Raw genomic sequence first — 22,777 nt, 5'->3', positions numbered from 1 at the left:
GGGTCAGTCTTCGGCTGTCAGGTCAAAGTTTTCATCGGGAAAGAACTTGGCCAGTCGAATATCCGCAGTACGCGCGTGCCCCTCCATACCTTCAAGGCGTGAGATACGGGCCGTCGCCTGCGCAATCGGCTTCATCGCATCAGCGGTCGAGCGCTGCCAGGTCACGATCTTCATGTATTTATGGACGCTGAGGCCACCGGTGTAAGTGGCCGCCCGGCTCGTGGGCAGCACGTGATTGGTGCCCGAGGCTTTGTCGCCAAAGGCAACCGTGGTCTCTTCGCCCAAGAAAAGCGACCCATAGCACGTCAGCCGATCCAGCCACCAATCAAGATCATTGGCCATGACTGTCAGGTGTTCCGGGGCGTATTGATCCGATGTCGCCGCCATTTCCTCGCGATCCGCGCACAGGATGACTTCGGCATAATCGCGCCACGCAGCCGTAGCGTTTTCGCGGTTCACTTCGGGCAGGTCCTCGATCAGGACAGGCACCAAGCGCATAACCTCTTCGGCGAGGTCGCGATTGTCTGTCACCAGCCAAACCGGTGAGTTGTATCCGTGCTCGGCCTGCCCAACGAGGTCAGTTGCAACAACCATCGGATCAGCAGTGACATCCGCAAGGACCAGACTGTCCGTCGGGCCCGCGATCATGTCGATGCCGACACGCCCGAACAGGATACGCTTTGCTTCGGCCACAAACTGATTGCCGGGTCCCACAAGGATGTTGGCCTTGGGAAGCCCGAACAACCCGAAGGTCATCGCCGCAACACCCTGCACGCCACCCATAGCCATGATCTTGTCGGCGCCACAGATATGCGCGGCGTAGACGATCGCAGGCGCGATACCGACATCCGGGCGCGGTGGTGAGCAGGCGACGATATGTTTACATCCCGCCACCTTCGCCGTCGTCACGGTCATGATCGCGCTGGCGATATGGCTATAACGTCCACCCGGCACATAGCATCCGGCAGCGTCAACCGGGATCATCTTCTGGCCAGCGGTCAGGCCCGGCACGACCTCGACCGCGATGTCGGTCATGGATGCCTTTTGCGCCTCGGCAAAGCGTTTAACATTGCTATGGCTGAACTCGATGTCACGCTTCAGCTTTTCCGGGACAGCATCCATGGCAGCCTGGATTTCGGCATCGCTGAGAATGACGTTGCCTTCGTAGTTGTCGAATTTGGCGGCGTATTCCAACGCCTTGGCATCGCCACCTGTCTCGATGTCGGTCAGGATTCCCTGCACAATTTCACTGACATCCGACGCTCCGCTGCGCGCGGTCAGCGTGGCTTTCTTCAGGTATTCACGGGTCATGTATCGAGTCCTTTTCTTACCGCGTCTTTTGGCGGCTTATCGATAGACATCAGGCAACAGCGAGGTAGAGAACGCCGGGATATAGGCGATCATCAACGTCACGATCAGCATGAAGAAAACGAAGGGGATGGCGCGGTAGGCGATCTTGAGGATCGACTCCCCCGTGATCCCCGACACCACGAACAGGTTCAGCCCCAATGGCGGTGTGATGAAGCCCACACCCAGCGCCGTGATCATCATGATGCAGAACTGGATCTGGTTCATCTCGATCTCTTGCGCCAGCGGATAGAGGATCGGTGCCAGGATCACGATGTTGGGCGTCGTTTCCATGACGCAGCCCGCAATAATCAGGATAAGGACCATCATGGCGATCAGTACGAATTCGTTGCTGCTGACCGAGGTCAAAGCCCCTACAAATCCCTGCGGCACTCCAATGATCGCAAGCGCTTCGGCCAGTGGGATCGAGAAGGCGATGATCGGAAGGATCACACCGTTGACCTTGGCCGAACTGACCAGCATGGCCGGAAAATCCGAAAGCTTCAGGGTGCCAAGGATAAACCCGATGAATATGGTCACGACGACCGCCACAGCGCCTGCCTCGGTCGGGGTCAGTTTCCCCGAGAAGATGCCGTAGAAGATGATGCCGGGAACAAGAAAAGCATACCAGCCGGACTTGACCGTCTTCCACAGGTTCGCGCGCCATTCGGCTGCGGTCATCATGCCGCCGCCTTCCCAAAGGTTCAGTCGGTTCATCACGACGTTGGTGATCAGGATGGCCGTCAGGATTAAAAGGCCGGGGATCAACGCCGCAAGGAACAAGGTTGAGACTGCTATACCTAGCACGAGGCCAATGATGATGTAGGCGATGGAGGGCGGGATAAGGATTCCGGTACAGGCCCCCGCCGCGACCAGCGCACAGGCGTATGGGCGGGGGTAACCGCTCTCAACCAGTCGGTCGATGGTCATGCGTCCGACCGCAGCCGCGCCTGCTGCGTCCGATCCTGAGATCGCCGCGAACATACCACAGACCAGAACGGTGGCCGATCCGAACCCACCCTTAGCCCAGCAGGTCAAAGCTTCGGCCACATCAAGGAATTTTCGACTGAGCCCGGTTCGGACAAGCACGTCACCTGTCAGGATAAATAACGGCACAGCCGTTAGTGCAAAGGCGTCGATGCCTGAGAACAGCTTCTCCCCGACAAGGCTGAGTGGAAGCGCGCCCGACATGAGAAGCATCGTGATCGAAGCTGCACCGATTGCGGCCCAAACCGGGACAGCGAGCGCCACTAGCGCGACGAAAAGAATGACGGAGGCGTAGAAGTCCCACCCAAGTTCTAGCGTTTGACCGCCGAGTTGTTGCCACATCATGACTTAGGCCCCCCTTTAATCGAACAACTTGTCGCCTTCGTAAACGGGACGGCCCGTTCGAAGGTCGGCAATATCGCGGAGGAAAGATTGCACCAGCCGGAAGATGACCAGCGCGAAACCAAACGGCACCGCCATGAGGAAAAAGACCTGGCTGATCCGTAGACCGTGCGTGACGGATCCGAATTTCCAGGACACGTGAACCGTCTCCCACGACCAGTAGATCGCGACGAGAGCCACGATAAACATGACGATGTCGCCGAAGATGTAGAGCAGCGTTTTGACCGTGCGCGGGACATAGTGCATCAGAACGTCGATGCGGATATGCCCGCGTTCCTTGACCGCAGCAGCGGCACCGATCCATGCGAGATAGATAAACGCATACCGGACGATTTCTTCGCCCCAGATGGACGAGTAGGCAAAGACCTCGCGCCGGACCACTTCGATGAACATCGTGCCGACGAGCATGACGTAGAAGACTAACAGCAGCCAACGTTCAGCATTTTTATCAATCGCTCGAAAGAGCTGAGACATAGCATCCTCACTACCGCCGCGCGGGGCCGACGTGTTCTAGTGGTGTTTTGGGTGAGCAAACATCTGGTGAGCCGACGCCCAAGGCGTCGACCCAGAGACGCGATCAGGCGTCGTGCACGTAGTATTTCGCACGCGTATCTGCGGCTTCTTCCAGCTTGGCGAACGCCTCCATCGATCCGGCCAGCTCGGTCTTGAAGCTGTCCCATTCGCTGCGCTGATAACCACCGGCCTCTTTCCATTCGGCCAACTGATCTTCGCTGAGCGAGTGGAACTCCACACCGTTTGCGATCAATTGAGACATCGCATAGGCCCGTGCCGAAGGCACTTTGGACAGGTTCTGCTGCTGGGTGACTTCGCCCGCAAATTCGATACCTTCCTTGACGTCCATCGGCAGACTGTCAAACCATTCAAGGTTGATCGAATAGACCTGACTGTCAGGCACCGCTTGAGTGAAGGTCACATGGCTGAGGATCTCACCAAAGCCAAATACATGCAGCGCGCCCACTGAGGGGTCAAGCGCATCTGCGACGCCTTGCCGGATCGCTGACGGCGTTTCACCCCACGCAACAGGCGTCGGGTTTGCACCCACCATCCCGTAATACTGTTGCAGCATTTTCGAGCCAGGCACGCGGAATTTCACGCCTGACATATCGCCAGGAGTAATGATCGCGTTGCCCCCCTTGCGAACCGCGACGACACGCGGATCAATCACGATGTACATCAGCGCCTTGAACCCGGATGCAGCGATCTTGGGGTCAACTTCTGCTTTCCACGCTTCAGATGAAGTCAGGTTGGTGAACCGCTGATTGGATCCACAGAAATACGGAAGGTTGATCAGATCAACCACGCTCGCGAAAGGCGCGAAATTCGAAAGCGAATGTTGCGCGGCTTGAATGGTTCCACCTTGTACAGCCTGCGCCAAAGCGCCACCAGCGCCAAGCTGACCGCCGGGGGCCAGTTTCACATAGACCTTTCCATTCGTCATGTTCTGGATGTTTTCTTTCAGATCCAGCTGCATGATCGGATAACTACGAGACGCGCCCAGCACATAAGCCGTCGCCAAAGTCATTTTGAATTCTGCCGCGTTCTCGCGATCACGCTCCTCGGCGGCCGTCTGAGCTGCTGCCTCGCTGGACCACAAAGTCCCGGCTGCACCCGCCACCATGGCAGCTGTGAACGAACCCGTGCCCGCAAGCTTTAGAAAATTTCGCCGCTCGGCCGACGCGAGCTCCTGTTTGGTCTTGTCCATGTGTGTTCTCCTCCCGTTTGGACTTTTTCGGATTTATTCCTTTGGATTTTCCTCCGAAATTTCTTGTGCTTCGCTGCGAAGAATGCCGACCGAAAAGGCGATGGCCGCCGCAAACAAAATCAGCATTTCCCAGACATTATTGACCAGAGGCGCTTTCGTGACCGCTCCGATCACCACATTCGCAACAAACGCGAGCAGTAATATCGCTGCTATCAAGTATGGCATGCGCCCTCCCAAACCCATCCAGATCTCGCACTGAGTCGCCCGCAATGTAAGCGCTTACATAAGTTTATGCAAGCGCTTACATTTGCACTACGATACGCTTGTCGATAACTTCATCCTTTTGCTGAAACGTGACTTGGGCTAGGAGCCAGTCCATAAAGATAAGATTGATCATGGCTCAGAACGGAAACGAAAACCCAGTCCCGACCCTTGCTGATGTCGCACGTCTGGCAAACGTGTCGACCGCAACGGTCTCGCGCTGCCTGAACTCACCCGAGCGGGTTGGTCATGCCACACGCGAACGCGTGCTCGCGGCGGTAAACGAGCTTGGGTACGCGCCAAATTTCGGCGCGCAGGCCCTTGCGGCGCGCCAGACAAATACAATTGCTGCCGTGATCCCAACTATGGAAAATGCCGTTTTCGCGCGTGGTTTGCAGGCGTTCCAGGAAGAACTGGTGCGGCACGGAAAAACCCTGCTGGTCGCGTCTTCGGCCTACGATGCCGAACTTGAGGAACAACAGGTGCGTGCCTTGGTGGCAAGGGGTGCAGACGGGCTTTTGCTGATCGGCTATGATCGCAAGCCCGGAATCTACGAATTCTTGGAAAAGCGGCAGGTTCCGACCCTTATCTCCTGGTCGTTCAACCCCGATGAGGCGCGTCCAGCCGTCGGTTTTGATAACCGAACCGCGATGTCAGCTCTTGCGCGAGAGGTCATCGCACAAGGGCACCATCACATCGCCTGTATCTCTGCGCCTATTGGGTCAAATGATCGGGCACGGGGACGCGTAGAAGGCATTCGCCAAGCAAAGGCCGAGGCAGGTCAAAACCCCGGCTCGCTGCTAATCGTTGAAACTCCTTACGGCGTCGAGACTGGCGAAATCGCTTTTCGCGATATCATGGCGAGAGCACCTCAAACGACAGCCGTAATGTGTGTGAACGACGTTCTGGCTGTAGGGGCATTGCGCGCGGCCCGAGCAATGGGGCTTGAGGTGCCCAAGGATATCTCAATCACAGGTTTCGACGATATCGAAATTGCAATGCTAGCTGAACCGGCACTTACGACCGTCCATGTCCCGCACCGCGATATGGGCCGTCGGGCAGCCGGCATGCTCATCCAGATGTTGCGGGAGGGCACGAACGCTCAGAGCGTTGAGCTTCCAACGGAAATTCGGTTGCGTCAGTCGTTGGGCGCTCTTCGCGCTGTGTAGAGGCCAACAGGTTACAGTCATCTGCAAGTTGTCGAATTTCAAGCGTGCGCAAGGCCCCATATCGCTTTGAGTCAATACCGATAGCGACTTTATTAAGAGCAGTATCCGCTGCCTAAACTGTGCTCTATGCCTCGACTGTTCAGGACGCCTCAATGCTTTCTAGTAGGCAACCCCTATTCAGGCATTGAAGATCAACACACGACGGACGCAGTTTAGCTTCCCCATGCTCAGCTACTGGCTATCTTCAGTTGTAACAACAAGCGATGCCGTGACAATGTCCCCCAGCGTGCCTACCACGCAAGCGCCCGAATGCGGCGCTCGGGACAGAACTGACGGGCGTATCCGGCTTAATGCGCCAGGCGAGTTTCGCATTTCCTGAGCAACAGCAAACGACCGCAGGAAATCCGCATAGGGATCGTTGCCATTGCCGCGTGGTCTATAGTTCAAATGTCCTTCTCGTATTCCTTCTTCGAAGATTGTTTCGTCTTCTTTGATAGTAGCAACGACCCGGTTCTGATCCAGCATTTCAGGATCAATGGCGGTAGGATCTTGTGCCAAAAGGACAAAATCCGCGAGCTTTCCCACCTCGATCGAGCCTTTTTGATCTTCCTCGAAATGCTGCCAGGCTGGCCAGATCGTCAAAGCCTTCAAGGCGGTCATTACGTCAACGCGCTGGTGTGGCCCAAGAATGTCCCCTGAACGGGTCCGGCGTGTGACAGTTGCATCAAGAATGCGCATGCTGTCCGGAAACGCCACCGGGGCATCATGGTGCGATCCGAACTTCATGTCTCGTTGAACGAGCCAACCTGTGGGTGAAATGTTTTCTGCATTGACCGGCCCAACAGTATGATCGCGATGCCAATCACCCCAATAAAATGTGTGCATCGGAAAAAGCGACGGAAACACGCCGAGGCGTTTGTAGGCATCCACCTGATCTTCACGCATGAACTGACCATGGATCAGAACCGGGCGATTTCCCGGGTCACCGTATTTGGCTTGCGCGGCCTCCAGCGCCGCGATCAGCATATCCGAGGCACCTTCGCCATTGGCATGCGTTATGATCTGGAAGCCGTTCTCGTAACACCAGTTTACAGCCTCCTGCACTTGCTCCATCGTTACCGCAGCATAGCCGACATAGCCTGCCGGGTAGTCGCCTACCGGTTTGTAGTAGGGCCGGTCGCGAAGCGCGGTGAAGCCTTGCGGTGACCCATCAATAGTCAACTTACAGCCGCCAACGCGGATACCGTCTGAGTAGTCGGCTGAGGTGTTTTCGTCGATATAGTCTTGTGCCTCCAAAACGTCGGGAAACGCCACGACATCGATCGGGATTTTGCCCTCGGCGGCAACGGCTTTGAGCGCTTCAACCACCTCTGCTGAAGAGCGCCCATCCTGCGCCGTCGTATACCCAAAACTCGCCCAGAGATCGGCACCCGCCTGGGCGAATGCCAACAATGCTTCCGGTCCGAGTTGACCCAGAATTGGGACAAGCGCACCGAAGAACGCATATTCCTCAAGAACCCCATTTGGCTCGCCATTGGCATCTCGTTGAATTATGCCGCCTGCTGGATTCGGAGTGGACGCATCAAAGCCAACAAGTTCAAGCGCTTTTGAGTTGGCGACCCCGAGATGACCGGATTGATGCACTATGATGATAGGCAGATCAGTTGAAACAGCGTCCAGTTCCGTGCGGATCGGATGCCGCAGTTCATCAAGTTGAGCATTGTCATAGCCAAACCCGATTATGACCCCAGTTTGCTCGACTGCTTCGGTGTTTTCTTCCAACCACTCGCGTAACGTATCCTGAAGACTAGCTATGTCCGTGACCTCTCCGTCGGGCGGGGCCAGTAAATTGGCCGAGAGCGCTTGCAAACCACCAAATACAACGTGCCCATGACTGTCGACAAACCCCGGGAGCATCGTCCGGCCATTCAAATCGAACAGTTCGGTCGCATTAGTCCGAGCATTCATGACTTCTGCGAGATCACCTACCGCAAGGATACGTCCGTCTTTGACGGCTACGGCTTCGACTGTCGGCTGTTCATCATTGATCGTTAAGATGGGACCGCCCGTGTAGATGGTGTCGGCAATCTCTTGTGCAGTCGAAGGTCCTGCGACAATTGCGGCAACGGCAACTGCTGATCCAAAAAACTTATAATACATCAGTTCGCTCCTTCAATTTATGTCAAAATCACCCCTTAAAACCGCCAATATGACCCAATGATTGCGCTTTCGTTCACAGCCGGAATTGCAGTTGGCCGCTTGGCAACAGAGGCGAAACATCAGAGGTTTCTAATCCGACAAGAATAGTATTTTGGGTCGGATCGGTACTACTAATAAATTGATTAACTACTGCGAGACCGTCTCAATCAACAAAATTCCGCCACCTATGCGCATCGTCCTGGGTTAGATACCCACTCTGAATTGCGTGCTGAGACAACACTAAGCGTGGGGCCTCCGCATCCAGGACACAACCAGCTGCAACTTGCACAGTGCTGTTGTTCACTGAATGCATGAATTCAGGTTACTTGATCCGCGAGAGCAATTGAAACACCGGCATAAGCTCGGCGAATGCAGCGGTTGTTCGCTTTGTTAGCTTCGGCTGAAGAGCGAAAGTCGTGGACTCGACGTCCCTCCAAACCGAAAAGCCCTTGCGCCGTAACGCCTCTTGATGGGGATGATCTTTGTCAAAACCAGAAGGAACGCGTTTCAAGTCTGGCTCACCGATCCGGAAACCCTGCTTTTGCATTTCCAGGGTGATCTCGATCAACTCGCCGCCCAGAGGACCTGCCATCGCATCGCGGAACGTGTCCAAAGCCCCTTGGCCATACTGAAACACCCCACAGCCGAGGGACAGCTTTTCTGGCGAAAGGCCAAAGAACCACATCGGAGGCTGAACCGCCTGTCCGGTCGGAATGAATGCTATGTGCAGGTGCGCGTTGTAGGGCGTCTTGTCCTTCGAAAATCGCACATCGCGATGAATGCGAAAGATCTTGCTGCCATGATCCTGCCCGGTCAGTTCACGCAGGGCCAATTCCATATCTTCGACGAATAGCTTGCTGGGCGCCTTAAGGTGGGTCTCATACGTCGCTTTGTTCGCTGCAAACCAGTCCTTGGTGTTGTTTGCCTTCAACTCTCGCAGGAAACCTATCGCTTCTGGAGCGAAACAATCGAATTGGGCCATAAGTTTCTCCGTTCAATCTTTCTTGGGCAGCGCCGCAGCGTGTTCAAGGCACAGGTGCAGCCATCGCAGCAAGGCCGCATCATCGCAATCTGTTTCGTCCACGCGGACAAAACCACCCAGCTTGCGAGCTCCATGAATAACGGCCTCTGCGGTGGGGTCCTGCAATGCGGCAGGTTCGTTATTCTTTCCCACCCGGAACATGAACCGGCCCACGCCATCTTGATGACGCCGTGCACCACACAGCATGTTGCCGTTCAAAAAGAAACACGTACCACCCATCATCCGCTTTTCGGAAATGCCCACATGCGAGGCTAAAGCGTCTCGCATGCGGGCGTTGAGTGTTTCATCCGCTGGCATCAGTTTCCCAACCAGAGCTGCCAGAGTATTGCCAGCGCGAGCACCAGCATGGATAAGGTCGTCAGCGCCGCCCCAACCGCACGGCCCTTGCCGTTCACAGAGGTGCTAAGGCTGAAATAGTGGACAAGGCGAGCAAGCAGCAGCACTGCACCGCAGGTCGCGACCAGCCAGGGCGCTGTTCCCGCGATCTCGGCCCCTGCTAGGGCCAGCAGCGCAAGTGGCACATATTCGATGAAGTTCCCATGCGCCCGCATCAGCCGCAGCAAACTTTCATCCTCGCCGTGGAGCAGAGAAATCCCGGTCTTGGTGCGACGCACACCAACGGCTATCGCCATTGGAATGCTCATCAAAACGAAAATGGCTGTGACAACCAGCGCGATCTGCGGAACCTGTTCCATATGATGCCTCCTTTCCGGCCGTGCTCAGGACGCCATGCTTTCGTAGGTGATCAAAGCAAAGCGTGCCCCCTGCGGGTCAGTCAGAGTGGCCATGCGGCCAACCCCCGGCATATCCATGGCAGGTTGAACAATCGCGGCACCTTTGGCCTTAGCCTTTGCGATACTGGCGTCCACGTCGGCCACGGTAAAGAAGATCGTCCAGCTGCCGTTATCCTCTGGCATTGGGGAAAAGCCACCAATGGCAGTTTCGCCAACGACAGCGGCAGAATAGCTCGACCCATCCTGCATTGGCATGTCGTTGATCGTCCAGCCCAGCACTTCCTGATAAAAGGCTTTGGCTTTACCCTGATCTGGGCCGGAATGTCCGATCCAGCCAGAGTTTCCGACGGTGGTCATTTCTAAAATACTCATGGGTATCTCCCTTGGTTTCGCCCGTCACATACGGGTCTGATCCAAGGACGCGCGACGCGTGGCCACGCCTACATGCGGCGCAAATTTTCTTTGCTGGTTGCAATTTTTTCCATGATCGCAACACGTTCGGGCGCAGTTGGGCCAAGTGACATCACCGTTTCAAAGGCTGCGATCGCTGCCTGGTGTTCACCGGTTTCCTGCAAAAGCCCTCCACGCATTGCATGGAACCAGCGATAGGTGGACAAATCCTGCGCCAGAGGTTCCATCGCTTTCAGCGCATAATGTGGGCCGTGCAGCTTCGCCTGGGCCGCGATCTGGTTGAGACGGACAACAGGCGTTGGCTGCAACACATATAGGGCAGCGTAGTGGCTTTCGATCGAAGCCCAGTCCGTGTCGGCCACAGAAGCCGCACGGGAATGCGTTGCAGCGATTGCAGCCTGTGTGATGTAAACACCATGATGACCGGTTCGCTGGGCCTTCTGCAAAAGACCCGTCGCCTCGGCGATGTCCGCGCGGTCCCAAAGACTGCGATCCTGATCGTCCAACGGGACAAGCTTTCCGTCCGTATCAATGCGCGCATGTCGCCGAGCGTGCTGGAAAAGCAATAATGCCAGTAAGGCGGCCTGTTCCCCCATCGCCGGAAACAGCGCCGCCAGTAGACGGGCCAGCCGGATCGCTTCTTCGCACAAAGTATGCTTGATTTGTTTTGGACCTGCAGAGGTTGACCATCCTTCGCTGAACATCAGGTAGACCATCAGGGAAACTTCGCCCAAGCGCGCGCCCCGCTCAGCCGGGCTGGGTGTTTCGAAAGCAATCGGATTGCTCGCAATCTTCTTTTTGGCACGGGTGATCCGCTGTTCCATGGTCTTGGGCTTGATCAGGAAGCCGCTTGCGATTTCGTCCACGCTCAGCCCCAAAACCACACGCAATGCGATGGCAATCTGGTCTCGCCGGTCTAACTCCGAATGGCAGCAGATGAACAGAAGCCGCAACACGTCATCGCGCATTTCGTCAGGATCTGGTGTCTCAGTTGGCATCGGCTGAAACTCCTCGATATGACGGGACAGGATTGCGGCGCGGCGTTGTGATTTGCGCACATGATCAAGGCCAGAGTTACGCGCGGTCGTTAGCAGCCACGCCAACGGATCACGAGGGGCCCCATCTTTGGGCCAAACCGTCAGCGCCTTGAGGCATGCATCCGAAAACGCCTCTTCGGCCATGTCGATATCACGAAAATACCGGGTCAGGGCCGCAAGCGCACGCGGACGGTGCAGAGTGAAAGTGGCCTCAAGCCAGTCAGACATGATCTATTCCGACGAGATCACGCCGCCAGCCCAGGCCACTGGTCGCACCTCAAGCCTTGCAACAGGGGACGAAATCATTTTTGCGAATTCCAATGCCTCGTCTAGGTCTTTGAATTCAGCAGCATAAAACCCAAGGAAGTTCTCCTTGGTTTCAGCAAATGGGCCGTCGGTGATCAGCGGCATTGCGCCTTCTGTCGAAGCGGGCTCGACCATTACGGCAGAGGTCGGCGGCATCAGCTTCATCGATACGAACTCCCCGCGTTCGGATAGCGCCGATTGCAGCGCGCCATGGCCTGACATTACTTCGTCCTGTCGCTCCTTGGGCAGCGCTTCGAACACGCCCGGCTCACCATAGATTGTGATTGCATATAGCATTCTTGTCTCCCTGCATTGCTCACATGGTGCAAGGACGCGCGAAGACTTGCAAATCCTACAACTGTCCATTTCGTTGCTGGTCGCTTGCTCGCGTTTGCATGATTGCAGCGTCGAAGGATCGGCTTGGCACTTAAGAAGTCAGACTGTTAAATCGACATGAGCCATTCTTTGAATAATCTCACGGTGACCCTATCCTGATCGCCAGGCCGACAGACGAAATAGAGCCCGCGATCCAAGGGAACGCGGCTTTCGTCCAGACGGATCAACCGGCCGAGTTCCAAATCCCTTTCGGCCAAGAGATGCCTTGCCAGCGCAACGCCCTGCCCGTCTATCGCGGCCTCCAAAAGAACCGCACTATCCACATATTTGATGTTTTGCGATCTGACCCGATCAGCGCTCAGACCAACCTGCGCGGCCCAGCTTTCCCAACCGACGTTGAATGCATCGTGTAGCAATGGAAGATTCGCCACATCCTCGGACCTCATTGGTAGCGGTCTGTCTTCAACAAGTGAGGAAGCTGCGACAACAATAAGTTCTTCTTGTCTAATTCGCTCGTAATACAGCCCGCCCCAATTAGGTTCTCCGAACCGCAACGCGACATCGACCTCGGAATTGTCAAAATCCGCAAAGGCATCGTTGGTATCCAGCAACAATGAGATGCCGGGGTGCGCCTGTTGAAACGAACTGAGCGAAGGCACAAGCCACTTAAGCGCCAAAGAGGTGGATAAAGACACAGTAATCGACTGCCGGTGATGCAGCCGCTTCACCTCCATTACGCCCAATTGCAACGCTGAAAACGCACCGCGTGTTGATTGGTACAGCCGTTCCCCAGCGTTGGTCAGTTCTACGCCATTGGGGCGGCGATGAAAGAGTGTCACACCAAGGTGGAGCTCCAGCAGCTTGATTTGCCGGCTGATTGCCCCATGCGTCACGTTCAGCACATCCGCAGCCTTCGTTAGACTGGAATGGGTCGCCGTTTCATCAAATGCCTGAAGCGCACGAAGGTGTCTGAGGTTTTCAGCCATGTGAGAAAATCTAACAGTAACGTCCCTTAAATTCGATAGGTGGTTTTATTCCAAAGACGTTACACTGACGCTGGTCTGAAAAACCTCACACCGCTTTAGGCTGAAAGAAAGGAAACCCCATGCCCCAAGTCAAAGTCGCGCTGATGACAGGTACAGGACAGGGCATAGGCCGGGGCTGTGCCATCGAAATGGCCAAAGCTGGCTACAAGGTCTCGCTGATGTCGCCGTCCAATCGCTCGGTAGAACTGGCCGAAGAGCTTGGAGGCATTGGTCGCCGCGGCTCGGTTTTGGATGTTGAAGATCTGCAAGCGATGATCGACGACACCATGAGCAAATATGGCCGGATTGATGCAATCGTCAGCAATATGGGTCACGGTGGAACGGTGCCGGAAGCAATCAAAACGGTTGGTTTCGATCCTGATTTTGACGGGCCGCTTTTGGAATTGAGCGACGAGTTGTGGCACGAAAGTCTGGATATGTACGTGCTGAATGTCGTCAAGATCGCCCGGATCGTCACGCCCATATTAATCGAACAAGGCGGTGGCGCTTTCGTAAACATCTCATCCATGAACACAATCGAACCGCGCGCGCCCTACCCCATGAGCATGTTGCGCGGTGCCTTGCACAGTTTCTCAAAGTTATACGGAGATCGTTATGCGCGGCACAACATTCGAATGAACAACCTTCTGCCTGGATTCTGCGAGAACGTGAACCTTTCAGAAAGGGCACGCCAAGAAATCCCGGCGCAGCGGCCAGCCACGTTTGAAGAAATAGGACAAGCTTGCGTGTTCCTCGCCAGCGACGGCGCTCGATATATCAATGGGCAGAGTATATTGTCTGACGGCGGGATGAACCGCGCGGTTCGATAGCGATAAGGCAGCAAAGCATGATTGTTACAACCCTCAACGATGTACTTGGCACCGATCGGGACGTTTCCGGCCCGGGCTGGAGAAGCAGAAGGCTACTGCTTGCCTCGGATGGAATGGGGTATACGATGACGGATACAATCATCGAGCAAGGTGTCGTGCTTGAGCTTGAATACACGCATCATCTGGAGGCCTGTTACTGCATCGAGGGCAAGGGGCAGATCAGAGCTGCAGATGATGAAACCTGGCACTCTCTCGAACCATTCACCCTGTATGCACTGGATCAACATGATCGACACATTGTGCGGGCTACCGTGGCCGATCTGAGGCTCGTCTGCGTGTTCACCCCTCCACTCAGCGGGCGTGAAGTTCATCGAGAAGATGGAAGTTACGCACCAAATGATCTTTAATAGAGCAGAGCGTGAGTTTGCCGCTTAGTCATTCAGGTTCGTTTTTTCGACAATGCGAAATGTCCTGCTAATCACGGTTTTCATTCTCGGGCTAACGACGCCTCGGGCATTGTACGCATGCGGGGTCTGTTTTGAGCTTCCCGAGGCATCAGTTGCCGATCACATACTATCAGCCCAAGTCATCGTTTTGGCAGGCCCTGCCTCAGATAACCCATTCCGATATGGTGCTCGCAAGATACTAAAGGGGACTAGCGCAAATCTCGAAGCTGCGCCTGATATACCGTTTCTGGTCGACGGTGTCACTCGACGCGCTTTTAGGACTGATCCGACGACGACCGTTCTGCTGACCTACGGACCAAACCAAAGCAACGACCTAAAACGTGGCCTTTCAATGGTTTGGCGGCGCATTTTCATAATGAATCCTGATAGAAGTGAGTTTCTTGAAAGGCTTCGAACCACCAGCTCATTTTGGGCTGATGGCGTAACAGGTAAGCCCGAGCGGGTTTCCTTCTTTGCTGATTATTTGTGGCACCCTGATCAAACGCTTCATGATTTGGCGTTGATCGAACTTGATCGCGCACCCTATGCGTTCTTGCGCTCGATTGAAATCAAATCTTCAACTGGTCAGATTCTTTTAGAGCTGGGTGACTTGAGCCGTTTTGCATTTAGATCGGTCGCAATCCGATTACTTGGGTTGCAGACTGATCAGGAAGCCCTTTCAATCGTGCGCTCGCGCTTTGCACAATCGTTGAAAGCAGGCGGTCTTGACTCACACGCATGGGCGCTTGCAGGCATAGAAGTGGATGGTCCAAAAGCGATTAGGGCAATTGGTCTCACGCTTGGAAGGTTGCAGCGGACATCGGAAGACAGAAAGTCTCTGATACGCGCCTTGACCGACGCTGGTTCAGCACAGTCGGAGTTAAGGCCAAAGATAGCCCCAATTCTGTCCGAGGCGCTGCAGCGTGACCAAGGATTGGCCCTCCAAATTGCGCTTGAGACGCGGAGTTGGAGCGAAGCTGTGCTGCATCAACAATTCGGGGCTTTAGCTACGCAGGAAGAAACTGATCCGGCGACGCAGTTTGCAATAAAAATGGTTCTTGGGACTGACGTAACATCCGATTAGCTCGGGCATGAGTTATGTCTTTATTCGCGCTTCGTCTCCATTCGCTCGAAACGGCTGCACAATGAGAGAGATGCTTGGCCGCTCAGAGTGCTGCTGAACCCACAGGTCAAACGACCTGAACATAGCGAAAGACCTATTAAGAATTAATTCAACACGCACACTCCAGATGTGATATAAACAAAATCGAATATAAAAGAGCCAAGAATGGCTCTGTAACTGCGCTAGGTCATATTGCTTTGGGGGGCCACTATGTATCGAACTTCCGCTTGTATACTATCGCTACTACTCACACCGACAACTTTGTTTGCCGACGCCGTCCCAAGCGAAGAAGCCGCTGAAGGTCTGTTTTCAGATCAACCATACTCCCCCTATGCGCAGCGTTCTTTCCCAGAACGTCCGCTCTGGGGCGACACACATCTGCACACTGGGTTGTCGCTTGATGCTGGGGCGTTCGGGAATACATTGCTGCCTGATGAAGCCTGGCGCTTTGCCAAAGGCGAACAGGTTGTTTCCTCGACTGGACAACCTGTAAGGCTGGCCAGGCCATTGGATTGGATGGTTCTGACAGACCACACAGACCTCATGGGATTTGCCCCGGACTTACAAGCCGGGAAACCCGGCGTTCTTGCTGATCCAAAAGGTTTGGAATGGTACGAAGGTTATAAAGCGGGTGGTGAAGAGGCCGGAAAAACCGCCTTTGATATTATTACCAATTTCTCGCAAATGACACTGCCGGAAGTCCTTTTGGAATCATACAGCCCCGGCGCTGACGCCTTTGCCTTTACTTGGGAGCATATTGTTCAGGCGGCTGAACGCCACAACGACCCCGGCAACTTTACGGCGTTCATCGGATTTGAATGGACCTCAGTGCCAAAGGGTTTCAACCTGCATCGGAACGTTATGCTGCGTGACGGACCAATCCGGGCTTTGCAGATGGTGCCACCCGTCACGCAACCGCCATATGGGGATACCGACCCCAAATCCCTCTATGCCTGGCTTGAAGAGTATCAAGAAAAAACAGGCGGACGTGCGGTTGCCTTTGCGCATAATGGCAACTTGTCAAATGGATGGATGTTCCCAACCGAAGACACCTATCACGGCGGCAAGGTTGATGAGGAATACGTTGCCGCACGCGCGAAATGGGAGCCCCATTATGAGGTCACGCAAATCAAAGGCGACGGCGAAGCGCATCCCTTCCTAAGCCCCGATGACGAATTTGCCGACTATGAAAACTGGGACGTCGGCAATCTCGACATTACCGAGCTCAAGACAGATGACATGCTGGCTGGTGAATATGCCCGAGAGGCGTTGAAGCGCGGCTTGATGTTGGAAGAAAAATTCGGCGTGAACCCTTACAAATTCGGTATGGGTGGCGCAACGGATAGTCATACTTCTTTGGCTACTGCTGAAGAAGACAACTTTTTTGGCAAGTCTGTCAGTGTTGAGCCCTCGGCATCCCGGATCAAGCACCCGTTCATCGCCAATGATCTTGGCGAGATTCCCGGTGACCTGCTGGTTGCATCCGGATACACGGCAGTTTGGGCCACTGATAATACGCGTGCTGCGATCTTTGATGCGTTCAAGCGGCGCGAAACCTACGCAACCACCGGCCCTCGGATCGGTTTGCGGTTCTTTGGCGGTTGGGACTTTAGCGAAGCTGACGTTGAAACCCGCTTCCTCGCTAATGTTGGGTATACCAAAGGTGTCCCGATGGGGTCAGACCTGCGCCCGCGCGAAGGTGACGATGCGCCATCATTCATGATCGCTGCGCTACGCGACCCGATTGGTGCCAATCTGGATCGCGTTCAGGTGATTAAGGGGTGGCTCGACTCAGACGGCGCGTTGCAGGAAAAGGTCTATGACGTTGCGTGGTCGGATAACCGTGTTGCTGATGAAAACGGAAAAATTTCGGCGGTCGGGAATACGGTCGACGTGGACACTGCCAGTTGGACAAACACCATCGGAACCGCAGAACTCGTAACCGTGTGGTCTGATCCTGATTTCGATCCGAATGCACGGGCATTTTATTACGTGCGCGCTCTGGAAATCCCGACCCCGCGCTGGATCCTCTATGACAAACTGAGGTTCGGCGCTGAATTACCAGAAGATGCAGTGCTTACACATCAGGAACGCGCGTATTCGTCCCCAATTTGGTACACACCGACCGAGTGACCGTTTAGGTGCAACAACTGAGAAGCCGAGGGAGTGACAGCTACCTCGGCTTCTGCACCAAGTTAATCAAGCGTTCAAAACGTCCGTATTCTTGCAAAACCCTACCCGTTGATGCCAGCATTGACACCCAGAACCTGAGCGTTTCACGCAGGAGCTTTCATGCGCATCCTAAGAGAACCATTGTTCCATTTCTTTTTGATCGGTGCGGCTATTTTCTTTTGGTTCCATATTGTTACGCCCGAAAGCTCGATTGCCCAAGATCCAAAGGTGATAGCAGTCGACGACAACGATGTCGCGCTTTTGTCCGCCCAGTTTGAAACGAGGTGGAAACGCCGCCCAAGCAGCACTGAACTACAGGCCTTGGTCGATGCGTCAATTCGCGAAGAGGTTTTGGTTCGCGAAGCACGAAAGCTTGGGCTAGATCGCGGGGATACGGTGATCAGGTCCCGGCTGAGTCAAAAGATGGATTTCCTGACCGAAGCGATCGCCACATCGGCTGTTCCTGAAGATCAGGAATTAGAGGCGTTTCTGAACCAAAATCCCGAACGCTATGCGACACCTGACAAAGTGGCGTTCACGCAGGTCTTTCTGGGTGAAACGCCAAGCGAGGATGAAATCGCGCGCACGCTGGAGGCATTGAACGAAACGGGTGAAATATCTGAGTTGGGCAGCCCTACTCTGCTGCCTTCTTCAATGCCTTTGACCGCTACGAGAGTTGTGGACTCAGTATTTGGAGCAGGGTTCTCAGAGGGCCTCACAGAAGTTGAAACAGGTCTGTGGGCTGGTCCGTTTCAATCAGGCTATGGGCTCCATCTGGTCCAGGTGACCGCGATTGAGCCCAGTCAAACCCCCGCTTTGTTAGTGATCCGTGAAGACGTGCTGAGGGATTGGCGTCGCGCGATGAGCGAAGATTTGGCGCAGGCACAGTATGAAATACTTGCCGATACCTACGAGATCGTGGCCCCCGACTTCTCAGGCCCAGCGAAATGAGGCATCTAATCTGTCTGCTTTTTGTGCTGCTTCCATGGCCCGGAAGCTTTGCCAACGCGCATGCGCTTGATCCTGGCTATTTAGAAATACGCCAAATCGCGTCAGAAAAATGGAGCGTTCAATGGCGAAAACCGGACGTTAACGGCCAACCTATGGCGATTGATGCGGTTTTGCCTAATGGTTGCTCTCCGGCGCGCGGGTCTGAGCCGACGTCGGACGGGCGGGCTTGGTTAGCATCCTGGGTCATGGAATGCCGCGAAGATATCGCTGGTCACCCCATAGCGATTGAAGGGCTGGAGGCACAAAGGAATGATGTGTTGGTGCGCGTGCATCCATTGAATTCCGCACCCACAACCCTTCGCTTCACCCCTGACACAGCGATCCAGAACATCCCTTATGAGCAAACGACATGGTCCGTTTTCATCGGCTATTTCCAGCTGGGGTTTGAACACATACTGGAAGGCTGGGATCACCTCTTGTTTGTCTTCGCGCTGTTCATTCTGGTGCGCGATCCTTGGAGATTGGTTGGGGCTGTAACAGCCTTCACTCTGGCCCATTCCATAACGTTGGCGCTGGCAACCTTCGGCGTATTGAATGTGCCTGGTCCACCGGTTGAAGCCATCATCGCGCTATCTATCGTTTTTCTGGCAGTGGAGATTGTTAAAGGCCGCGACGGTCGTTCCCGGCTTTCTGAACAGAAACCCTGGATTGTGTGTTTCGGGTTTGGGCTTTTGCACGGCCTTGGTTTTGCTGGCGCTTTGGCTGAAATCGGGTTGCCTGCGAACGATATTCCTGCGGCATTGCTTGCATTCAACCTTGGGGTCGAGGCTGGGCAACTGTGCTTTGTCGGTGCATTGGCGGTACTCGTCGCGATCTGGCGCTTGATTGCGGTTCCCATGCGACAGGGGGCAACCGTCATTGCCGCCTATGGTATTGGCTCGATTTCAATGTATTGGCTCATAGAGCGAGTTAGCGGCTTTTGAACCAACCTCAGACACCAAGGTATTTTGTAAGGATCGTTTTATCTGCTGCGACATCCGCGGGTTCGACAGTTTCGCGATCCTGGCCATTTTCGATAAATGTAATGCGGTCAGCAATCGACAAAACCGCATCAATCCGTTGCTCGACGAGAACGATGGCATAGCCCTCAGCCTTCATTTTCACCACGACCTGCCGGATCTGTTCGATCATCGAAGGCTGTAGGCCCTCGGTTGGTTCGTCCAGAAGCAAGACCTTGGGGCGCAGGCATAGCGCGCGGGCTGTCGCCAGCATCTGCTGTTCACCACCTGAGAGTGTGCCAGCAACTTGACCCAACCGTTCCTTGAGTCGGGGAAAAAGCTCAAGCACCCAATCCCGCGTATCCGCGCCCTCACCCCGGGCCATAAGCCCCATTTCGATGTTCTCTGCGACTGTAAGCTCGGGAAAGAGCCGCCGCCCTTGTGGGATGTAGCTGATCCCACGCTTTGGCACGAGATGCGCAGGCAGACCGCTCAGGCGTTCACCATCCAGGATAACCTCGCCCTGGCTTAACGGCAGTTGCCCCATGATTGCCTTGAGAAGCGTCGTCTTGCCCGCCCCATTGCGGCCCATCAGGCAATGTATTTCCCCGGCATTGACGGCCAGAGACACTCCGAACAGTACTTTCACCTTGCCATAGCCGGTATGGATATTCTTGACCTCAAACATCGGCGGGCGTCCCCAAATACGCGGCTTGTACGGCGGCATTCGCGCGCATCTCGTCAAAGGTACCTGATGCCAAAAGGCGCCCCTGATCCAGCACTGCAACATGATCTGCGGTTTCGGCAACCACTCGCATATTGTGTTCGATCAGCAGGATCGTAGTTTCTTCAGCCATCGTCCGCATCAGCTTCACGAAGGCCTCAACTTCGCCTTCAGCCAGTCCTTGGGTTGGCTCGTCAAGGATGAACAGCTTGGGGTCCTGTGCCAGGCCCATGGCAATTTCGAGAACCCGTTGGTGACCATAACTGAGGTCCGAGGCGATTTGATCTGCTCGATCTTCCAAGCCGATTTTCTGCAAGACTGCGGCCGTTTTTTCGGCATGGGCCGCTTTGTCATGCGCAAGCCTGCGACCTGCAGCGAGGGCAACGTTGTCTTCAACCGTAAGCCCGGGAAAGATCGAGGTGATCTGGAACGTATAGGCCATACCAAGCTGGATACGTCGATGTGCAGGCAAGTGGCTAATGTCCTTGCCCTCGAACGAAACGCTGCCACGGGTCGGCGCTGTTCGCCCACTGACCATTCCGACAAAGGTAGACTTGCCGGCGCCATTGGGACCAATTAACGCCGTGATTGCATTTCGGCGCAGTGAAAAATCTACGTCGGTGTTGGCGTTCAGCCCGCCATAGACTTTGGTCAGGCCTTTGGTTTCAAGGATATTCACGGCAACCATGACACAGCTCTCTTGCGTATTGTGCCCGCAATGCCTTGGGGGGCAAACAGAGTCAGCAGAACCAAAGCAACGCCCGCAACAAGCATATACGCGTTGGTGAAACTGCTGGAGATATCGATCAGATAGAACATGAAGATGACGCCGATGAGAGGGCCGATCGTGGTCCCGGCCCCACCCAGCAATACCCATAGCAGCGGGAAGATCGAATAGTGCACCGCGGCAAAACTGGCACCGACATAACCGAACAGCATAGCATAGGCGGCCCCTGCCACGCCCGAAAACAGGCCTGATACGACCAACGCGTTAAGCTTTAGCCGCCCGACATCATAACCAAGCATCCGGGCACGTTCTTCGTTTTCCCGGATCGCGACCAGACGCTTGCCAAATGGGCTTTGAACCAAACGGGCCATGATAAGAAAGCAGATGGCGAATAGGGTAAATGCAGTGAAATACCGCGCCGTTTCTGTCGTTAGGTCAATTCCAGCAAGGTTGCGCTGAGCCTGCTGGATGATGAATCCTTCGTCACCTCGCGTGTATTCACCAAAATAGAGGATCACGAGATAGAAGGTCTGCGCGAACATCAGCGTCACAATCATAAACGCCACACCGATGGTCCGCAGCGCCAGAAAGCCGACGGCAAGAGCCAACAGCCCGGCAGCTAGGATGCCAACTGTGAAAGCTGGTAACACTGTCAGCCCGCCGAAATTCATGCTCAGCCCAAACCCGTACATTCCGGCGGCAAAGAACATGGCGTGGCCAAGGCTCAGCAGGCCGGTATATCCAAACAGCAGGTTAAATCCGATGGCATAGATCGCCAGCACCATGATCCGTGAGAAAGCACCGACGTGATAGGCAGGCAGCACGAAAAACAGCGCAAAAAGCACAAGCAAAGTGCCTAGATGCAAAGCGGATGTTCTGGACACGTTCATTAAGCTGCCACCCGCCCCATCAGACCTTGCGGCCTGAACACCAGCACCATTGCGACAAGGAAGGTCGCAATGATTTTGGCCAGAGTTGGTGAGAAAAAGACCGATATGATGCCATCGCTCATTCCAATGAGCACCGCAGCAATCACCGTGCCCGGCAAGCTCCCGAGACCTCCAATAATCACCACGATAAAGGCCAGCAGCAACGGATCTCCGCCCATCAGATAATGGGCCTGTTGGATCGGAACCACCAACACGGCACCCAATGCAGCCAGCCCTGCACCCAGGCCAAAGACCCACGAGTACACGCGGTTAACGGGCACTCCAAAGGCCTGAGCCATTTCGCGATCTTGCTGCGTCGCCCGCATGATCAGCCCGATTCTGGTGCGCGTCAGCACAAACCAAAGCACGCCCAGAACCAAAATCGCGGCAACGATAACAAACAGTTTGTAAGTCGTTACGCTCAGCCCCCAAGGCCAAATCAGCTGGAACCCGTCCGCGCCAAGTTCGAACCAGGGTAGCGCCAAGCGGGTGTTAAACGGCGGCGCGACAGGCCGTGCCTCAGGCCCATAGAGCATCAGCGTGGATTGCTGAACTATATACAGAACGCCAATCGTCGCAACGATGGTTCGGTCCACGTCATAGTCGATCCGCTTGAGGATCAACTGATCAACCCCCACCGCGATGCAACCGACCAGCACCGGCACGATAATCAGCATCGCCACGAAACCGAAAGCAGCGTGGCCTCCGATCGTCGTACTTACCACCCAGGCAAAAACTGCCCCCAGCATGAAGAACTCGCCATGGGCCACGTTCACAACACGCATGACGCCAAACACAATGCTGAGCCCCATTGCGGTAAGCACAAGAATAGCCGAGATGACCGCCCCCTCGATGGAGGCGAGCATCAGGTGAGGCCCAAAGTCCATACCCAGTCTCG

24 protein-coding genes are annotated in these 22,777 nt (G+C 55.0%); 7 read left to right on the top strand and 17 right to left on the bottom strand.

What is annotated here, in order from left to right:
- Positions 1–3: 3 nt before the first annotated feature.
- The 5 genes from hisD to ACR0NN_RS12635 all read right to left on the bottom strand — a co-directional run bounded on the left by hisD (position 4) and on the right by ACR0NN_RS12635 (position 4,684).
- Positions 4–1,311 (bottom strand): histidinol dehydrogenase, encoded by a 1,308-nt coding sequence (gene hisD / locus ACR0NN_RS12655; protein WP_170723893.1) that lies wholly within the window; start codon positions 1,309–1,311, stop codon positions 4–6.
- A 36-nt stretch (positions 1,312–1,347) separates the two neighbouring features.
- A complete protein-coding gene (locus ACR0NN_RS12650; protein WP_170686360.1) occupies positions 1,348–2,679 on the bottom strand; it encodes a TRAP transporter large permease in 1,332 nt (443 codons plus the stop codon).
- 15 nt (positions 2,680–2,694) lie between these two features.
- Positions 2,695–3,210 (bottom strand): TRAP transporter small permease, encoded by a 516-nt coding sequence (locus ACR0NN_RS12645; protein ID WP_170392538.1) that lies wholly within the window; start codon positions 3,208–3,210, stop codon positions 2,695–2,697.
- A 103-nt stretch (positions 3,211–3,313) separates the two neighbouring features.
- Positions 3,314–4,459 (bottom strand): TRAP transporter substrate-binding protein, encoded by a 1,146-nt coding sequence (locus ACR0NN_RS12640; RefSeq protein ID WP_480684802.1) that lies wholly within the window; start codon positions 4,457–4,459, stop codon positions 3,314–3,316.
- Positions 4,460–4,492: 33 nt separating this feature from the next.
- The gene (locus tag ACR0NN_RS12635) at positions 4,493–4,684 is read right to left on the bottom strand and encodes a hypothetical protein (RefSeq protein WP_170723891.1); all 192 of its coding nucleotides are present in this window, start codon (positions 4,682–4,684) and stop codon (positions 4,493–4,495) included.
- A 170-nt stretch (positions 4,685–4,854) separates the two neighbouring features.
- On the opposite strand from ACR0NN_RS12635, the gene ACR0NN_RS12630 reads away from it, so the two are divergent.
- Positions 4,855–5,889 carry a LacI family DNA-binding transcriptional regulator gene (locus tag ACR0NN_RS12630; RefSeq protein ID WP_170723890.1) on the top strand — a complete coding sequence of 345 codons (1,035 nt, stop codon included), beginning with the start codon at positions 4,855–4,857 and terminating at the stop codon, positions 5,887–5,889.
- A 231-nt stretch (positions 5,890–6,120) separates the two neighbouring features.
- Here ACR0NN_RS12630 and ACR0NN_RS12625 read toward each other — a convergent pair whose 3' ends face one another.
- From ACR0NN_RS12625 to ACR0NN_RS12590, 8 genes are all read right to left on the bottom strand, one after another.
- Positions 6,121–8,049, bottom strand: a complete 1,929-nt coding sequence (locus ACR0NN_RS12625) for an amidohydrolase (RefSeq protein ID WP_170723889.1) — start codon at positions 8,047–8,049, stop codon at positions 6,121–6,123.
- A 361-nt stretch (positions 8,050–8,410) separates the two neighbouring features.
- Complete coding sequence (locus tag ACR0NN_RS12620) at positions 8,411–9,070, bottom strand: DUF2461 domain-containing protein (RefSeq protein ID WP_170723888.1); 660 nt, start codon at positions 9,068–9,070, stop codon at positions 8,411–8,413.
- 12 nt (positions 9,071–9,082) lie between these two features.
- Complete coding sequence (locus ACR0NN_RS12615; protein ID WP_170723887.1) at positions 9,083–9,427, bottom strand: TfoX/Sxy family protein; 345 nt, start codon at positions 9,425–9,427, stop codon at positions 9,083–9,085.
- Positions 9,427–9,825, bottom strand: coding sequence for an MAPEG family protein (locus ACR0NN_RS12610; protein ID WP_170723886.1), 399 nt, complete (start codon positions 9,823–9,825; stop codon positions 9,427–9,429). Before ACR0NN_RS12610 ends, ACR0NN_RS12615 begins: the two co-directional genes overlap by 1 nt.
- A 24-nt stretch (positions 9,826–9,849) precedes the next feature.
- Positions 9,850–10,236 (bottom strand): VOC family protein, encoded by a 387-nt coding sequence (locus tag ACR0NN_RS12605; RefSeq protein WP_480684799.1) that lies wholly within the window; start codon positions 10,234–10,236, stop codon positions 9,850–9,852.
- Between the two features lie 68 nt (positions 10,237–10,304).
- Positions 10,305–11,540 carry a sigma-70 family RNA polymerase sigma factor gene (locus ACR0NN_RS12600; protein WP_170723885.1) on the bottom strand — a complete coding sequence of 412 codons (1,236 nt, stop codon included), beginning with the start codon at positions 11,538–11,540 and terminating at the stop codon, positions 10,305–10,307.
- 3 nt (positions 11,541–11,543) lie between these two features.
- Complete coding sequence (locus tag ACR0NN_RS12595; RefSeq protein ID WP_170723884.1) at positions 11,544–11,915, bottom strand: YciI family protein; 372 nt, start codon at positions 11,913–11,915, stop codon at positions 11,544–11,546.
- 146 nt (positions 11,916–12,061) lie between these two features.
- Positions 12,062–12,940, bottom strand: coding sequence for a LysR substrate-binding domain-containing protein (locus tag ACR0NN_RS12590; RefSeq protein WP_170723883.1), 879 nt, complete (start codon positions 12,938–12,940; stop codon positions 12,062–12,064).
- 119 nt (positions 12,941–13,059) lie between these two features.
- On the opposite strand from ACR0NN_RS12590, the gene ACR0NN_RS12585 reads away from it, so the two are divergent.
- The 6 genes from ACR0NN_RS12585 (at position 13,060) to ACR0NN_RS12560 (ending at position 19,484) form a co-directional block, all read left to right on the top strand.
- Complete coding sequence (locus tag ACR0NN_RS12585; protein WP_170686371.1) at positions 13,060–13,809, top strand: SDR family oxidoreductase; 750 nt, start codon at positions 13,060–13,062, stop codon at positions 13,807–13,809.
- Between the two features lie 17 nt (positions 13,810–13,826).
- Positions 13,827–14,216 carry an ectoine synthase gene (locus ACR0NN_RS12580; RefSeq protein WP_170723882.1) on the top strand — a complete coding sequence of 130 codons (390 nt, stop codon included), beginning with the start codon at positions 13,827–13,829 and terminating at the stop codon, positions 14,214–14,216.
- Positions 14,217–14,631: 415 nt separating this feature from the next.
- Positions 14,632–15,339, top strand: coding sequence for a hypothetical protein (locus tag ACR0NN_RS12575; RefSeq protein WP_170746977.1), 708 nt, complete (start codon positions 14,632–14,634; stop codon positions 15,337–15,339).
- A 249-nt stretch (positions 15,340–15,588) separates the two neighbouring features.
- Positions 15,589–17,511 carry a DUF3604 domain-containing protein gene (locus tag ACR0NN_RS12570; protein ID WP_170723880.1) on the top strand — a complete coding sequence of 641 codons (1,923 nt, stop codon included), beginning with the start codon at positions 15,589–15,591 and terminating at the stop codon, positions 17,509–17,511.
- Between the two features lie 159 nt (positions 17,512–17,670).
- Positions 17,671–18,501: a peptidyl-prolyl cis-trans isomerase gene (locus tag ACR0NN_RS12565; protein WP_170723879.1), complete on the top strand. Its 831-nt coding sequence runs from the start codon at positions 17,671–17,673 to the stop codon at positions 18,499–18,501.
- Positions 18,498–19,484, top strand: coding sequence for a HupE/UreJ family protein (locus tag ACR0NN_RS12560; RefSeq protein WP_170723878.1), 987 nt, complete (start codon positions 18,498–18,500; stop codon positions 19,482–19,484). The genes ACR0NN_RS12565 and ACR0NN_RS12560 overlap by 4 nt, the downstream gene beginning before the upstream one ends.
- Before the next feature lie 7 nt (positions 19,485–19,491).
- On the opposite strand, the gene ACR0NN_RS12555 is transcribed toward ACR0NN_RS12560, so the two are convergent.
- From ACR0NN_RS12555 to ACR0NN_RS12540, 4 genes are read right to left on the bottom strand one after another with little or no spacing between them, the layout of a single operon-like run.
- Entirely contained in the window at positions 19,492–20,187 is a 696-nt protein-coding gene (locus ACR0NN_RS12555; protein WP_170723877.1) for an ABC transporter ATP-binding protein, read from the bottom strand.
- Positions 20,180–20,911, bottom strand: coding sequence for an ABC transporter ATP-binding protein (locus ACR0NN_RS12550; RefSeq protein WP_170723876.1), 732 nt, complete (start codon positions 20,909–20,911; stop codon positions 20,180–20,182). Before ACR0NN_RS12550 ends, ACR0NN_RS12555 begins: the two co-directional genes overlap by 8 nt.
- Positions 20,899–21,840 carry a branched-chain amino acid ABC transporter permease gene (locus ACR0NN_RS12545; RefSeq protein WP_170723875.1) on the bottom strand — a complete coding sequence of 314 codons (942 nt, stop codon included), beginning with the start codon at positions 21,838–21,840 and terminating at the stop codon, positions 20,899–20,901. The genes ACR0NN_RS12550 and ACR0NN_RS12545 overlap by 13 nt, the downstream gene beginning before the upstream one ends.
- Positions 21,840–22,766, bottom strand: a complete 927-nt coding sequence (locus tag ACR0NN_RS12540) for a branched-chain amino acid ABC transporter permease (protein ID WP_170723874.1) — start codon at positions 22,764–22,766, stop codon at positions 21,840–21,842. The genes ACR0NN_RS12545 and ACR0NN_RS12540 overlap by 1 nt, the downstream gene beginning before the upstream one ends.
- Positions 22,767–22,777: the final 11 nt, after the last annotated feature.

It is taken from the genome of Ruegeria sp. BA2, from assembly GCF_056539605.1.
Note: the sequence above shows the minus strand (reverse complement) of the source record. Positions and strands in the feature narration are given on the sequence as shown.

Excerpts from the sequence above, each read along its gene's own strand:
- ACR0NN_RS12620 (WP_170723888.1), bottom strand. The coding sequence starts at position 9,070 with ATGGCCCAATTCGATTGTTTCGCTCCAGAAGCGATAGGTTTCCTGCGA.
- ACR0NN_RS12545 (WP_170723875.1), bottom strand. The coding sequence starts at position 21,840 with ATGAACGTGTCCAGAACATCCGCTTTGCATCTAGGCACTTTGCTTGTG.
- ACR0NN_RS12600 (WP_170723885.1), bottom strand. The coding sequence starts at position 11,540 with ATGTCTGACTGGCTTGAGGCCACTTTCACTCTGCACCGTCCGCGTGCG.
- ACR0NN_RS12625 (WP_170723889.1), bottom strand. The coding sequence starts at position 8,049 with ATGTATTATAAGTTTTTTGGATCAGCAGTTGCCGTTGCCGCAATTGTC.
- ACR0NN_RS12640 (WP_480684802.1), bottom strand. The coding sequence starts at position 4,459 with ATGGACAAGACCAAACAGGAGCTCGCGTCGGCCGAGCGGCGAAATTTT.
- ACR0NN_RS12645 (WP_170392538.1), bottom strand. The coding sequence starts at position 3,210 with ATGTCTCAGCTCTTTCGAGCGATTGATAAAAATGCTGAACGTTGGCTG.
- ACR0NN_RS12610 (WP_170723886.1), bottom strand. The coding sequence starts at position 9,825 with ATGGAACAGGTTCCGCAGATCGCGCTGGTTGTCACAGCCATTTTCGTT.
- ACR0NN_RS12605 (WP_480684799.1), bottom strand. The coding sequence starts at position 10,236 with ATGAGTATTTTAGAAATGACCACCGTCGGAAACTCTGGCTGGATCGGA.
- ACR0NN_RS12565 (WP_170723879.1), top strand. The coding sequence starts at position 17,671 with ATGCGCATCCTAAGAGAACCATTGTTCCATTTCTTTTTGATCGGTGCG.
- ACR0NN_RS12540 (WP_170723874.1), bottom strand. The coding sequence starts at position 22,766 with ATGGACTTTGGGCCTCACCTGATGCTCGCCTCCATCGAGGGGGCGGTC.
- ACR0NN_RS12575 (WP_170746977.1), top strand. The coding sequence starts at position 14,632 with ATGAATCCTGATAGAAGTGAGTTTCTTGAAAGGCTTCGAACCACCAGC.
- ACR0NN_RS12570 (WP_170723880.1), top strand. The coding sequence starts at position 15,589 with ATGTATCGAACTTCCGCTTGTATACTATCGCTACTACTCACACCGACA.
- ACR0NN_RS12550 (WP_170723876.1), bottom strand. The coding sequence starts at position 20,911 with ATGGTTGCCGTGAATATCCTTGAAACCAAAGGCCTGACCAAAGTCTAT.
- ACR0NN_RS12615 (WP_170723887.1), bottom strand. The coding sequence starts at position 9,427 with ATGCCAGCGGATGAAACACTCAACGCCCGCATGCGAGACGCTTTAGCC.
- ACR0NN_RS12595 (WP_170723884.1), bottom strand. The coding sequence starts at position 11,915 with ATGCTATATGCAATCACAATCTATGGTGAGCCGGGCGTGTTCGAAGCG.
- ACR0NN_RS12630 (WP_170723890.1), top strand. The coding sequence starts at position 4,855 with ATGGCTCAGAACGGAAACGAAAACCCAGTCCCGACCCTTGCTGATGTC.
- ACR0NN_RS12650 (WP_170686360.1), bottom strand. The coding sequence starts at position 2,679 with ATGATGTGGCAACAACTCGGCGGTCAAACGCTAGAACTTGGGTGGGAC.
- ACR0NN_RS12590 (WP_170723883.1), bottom strand. The coding sequence starts at position 12,940 with ATGGCTGAAAACCTCAGACACCTTCGTGCGCTTCAGGCATTTGATGAA.
- hisD (WP_170723893.1), bottom strand. The coding sequence starts at position 1,311 with ATGACCCGTGAATACCTGAAGAAAGCCACGCTGACCGCGCGCAGCGGA.
- ACR0NN_RS12580 (WP_170723882.1), top strand. The coding sequence starts at position 13,827 with ATGATTGTTACAACCCTCAACGATGTACTTGGCACCGATCGGGACGTT.
- ACR0NN_RS12560 (WP_170723878.1), top strand. The coding sequence starts at position 18,498 with ATGAGGCATCTAATCTGTCTGCTTTTTGTGCTGCTTCCATGGCCCGGA.
- ACR0NN_RS12585 (WP_170686371.1), top strand. The coding sequence starts at position 13,060 with ATGCCCCAAGTCAAAGTCGCGCTGATGACAGGTACAGGACAGGGCATA.
- ACR0NN_RS12555 (WP_170723877.1), bottom strand. The coding sequence starts at position 20,187 with ATGTTTGAGGTCAAGAATATCCATACCGGCTATGGCAAGGTGAAAGTA.
- ACR0NN_RS12635 (WP_170723891.1), bottom strand. The coding sequence starts at position 4,684 with ATGCCATACTTGATAGCAGCGATATTACTGCTCGCGTTTGTTGCGAAT.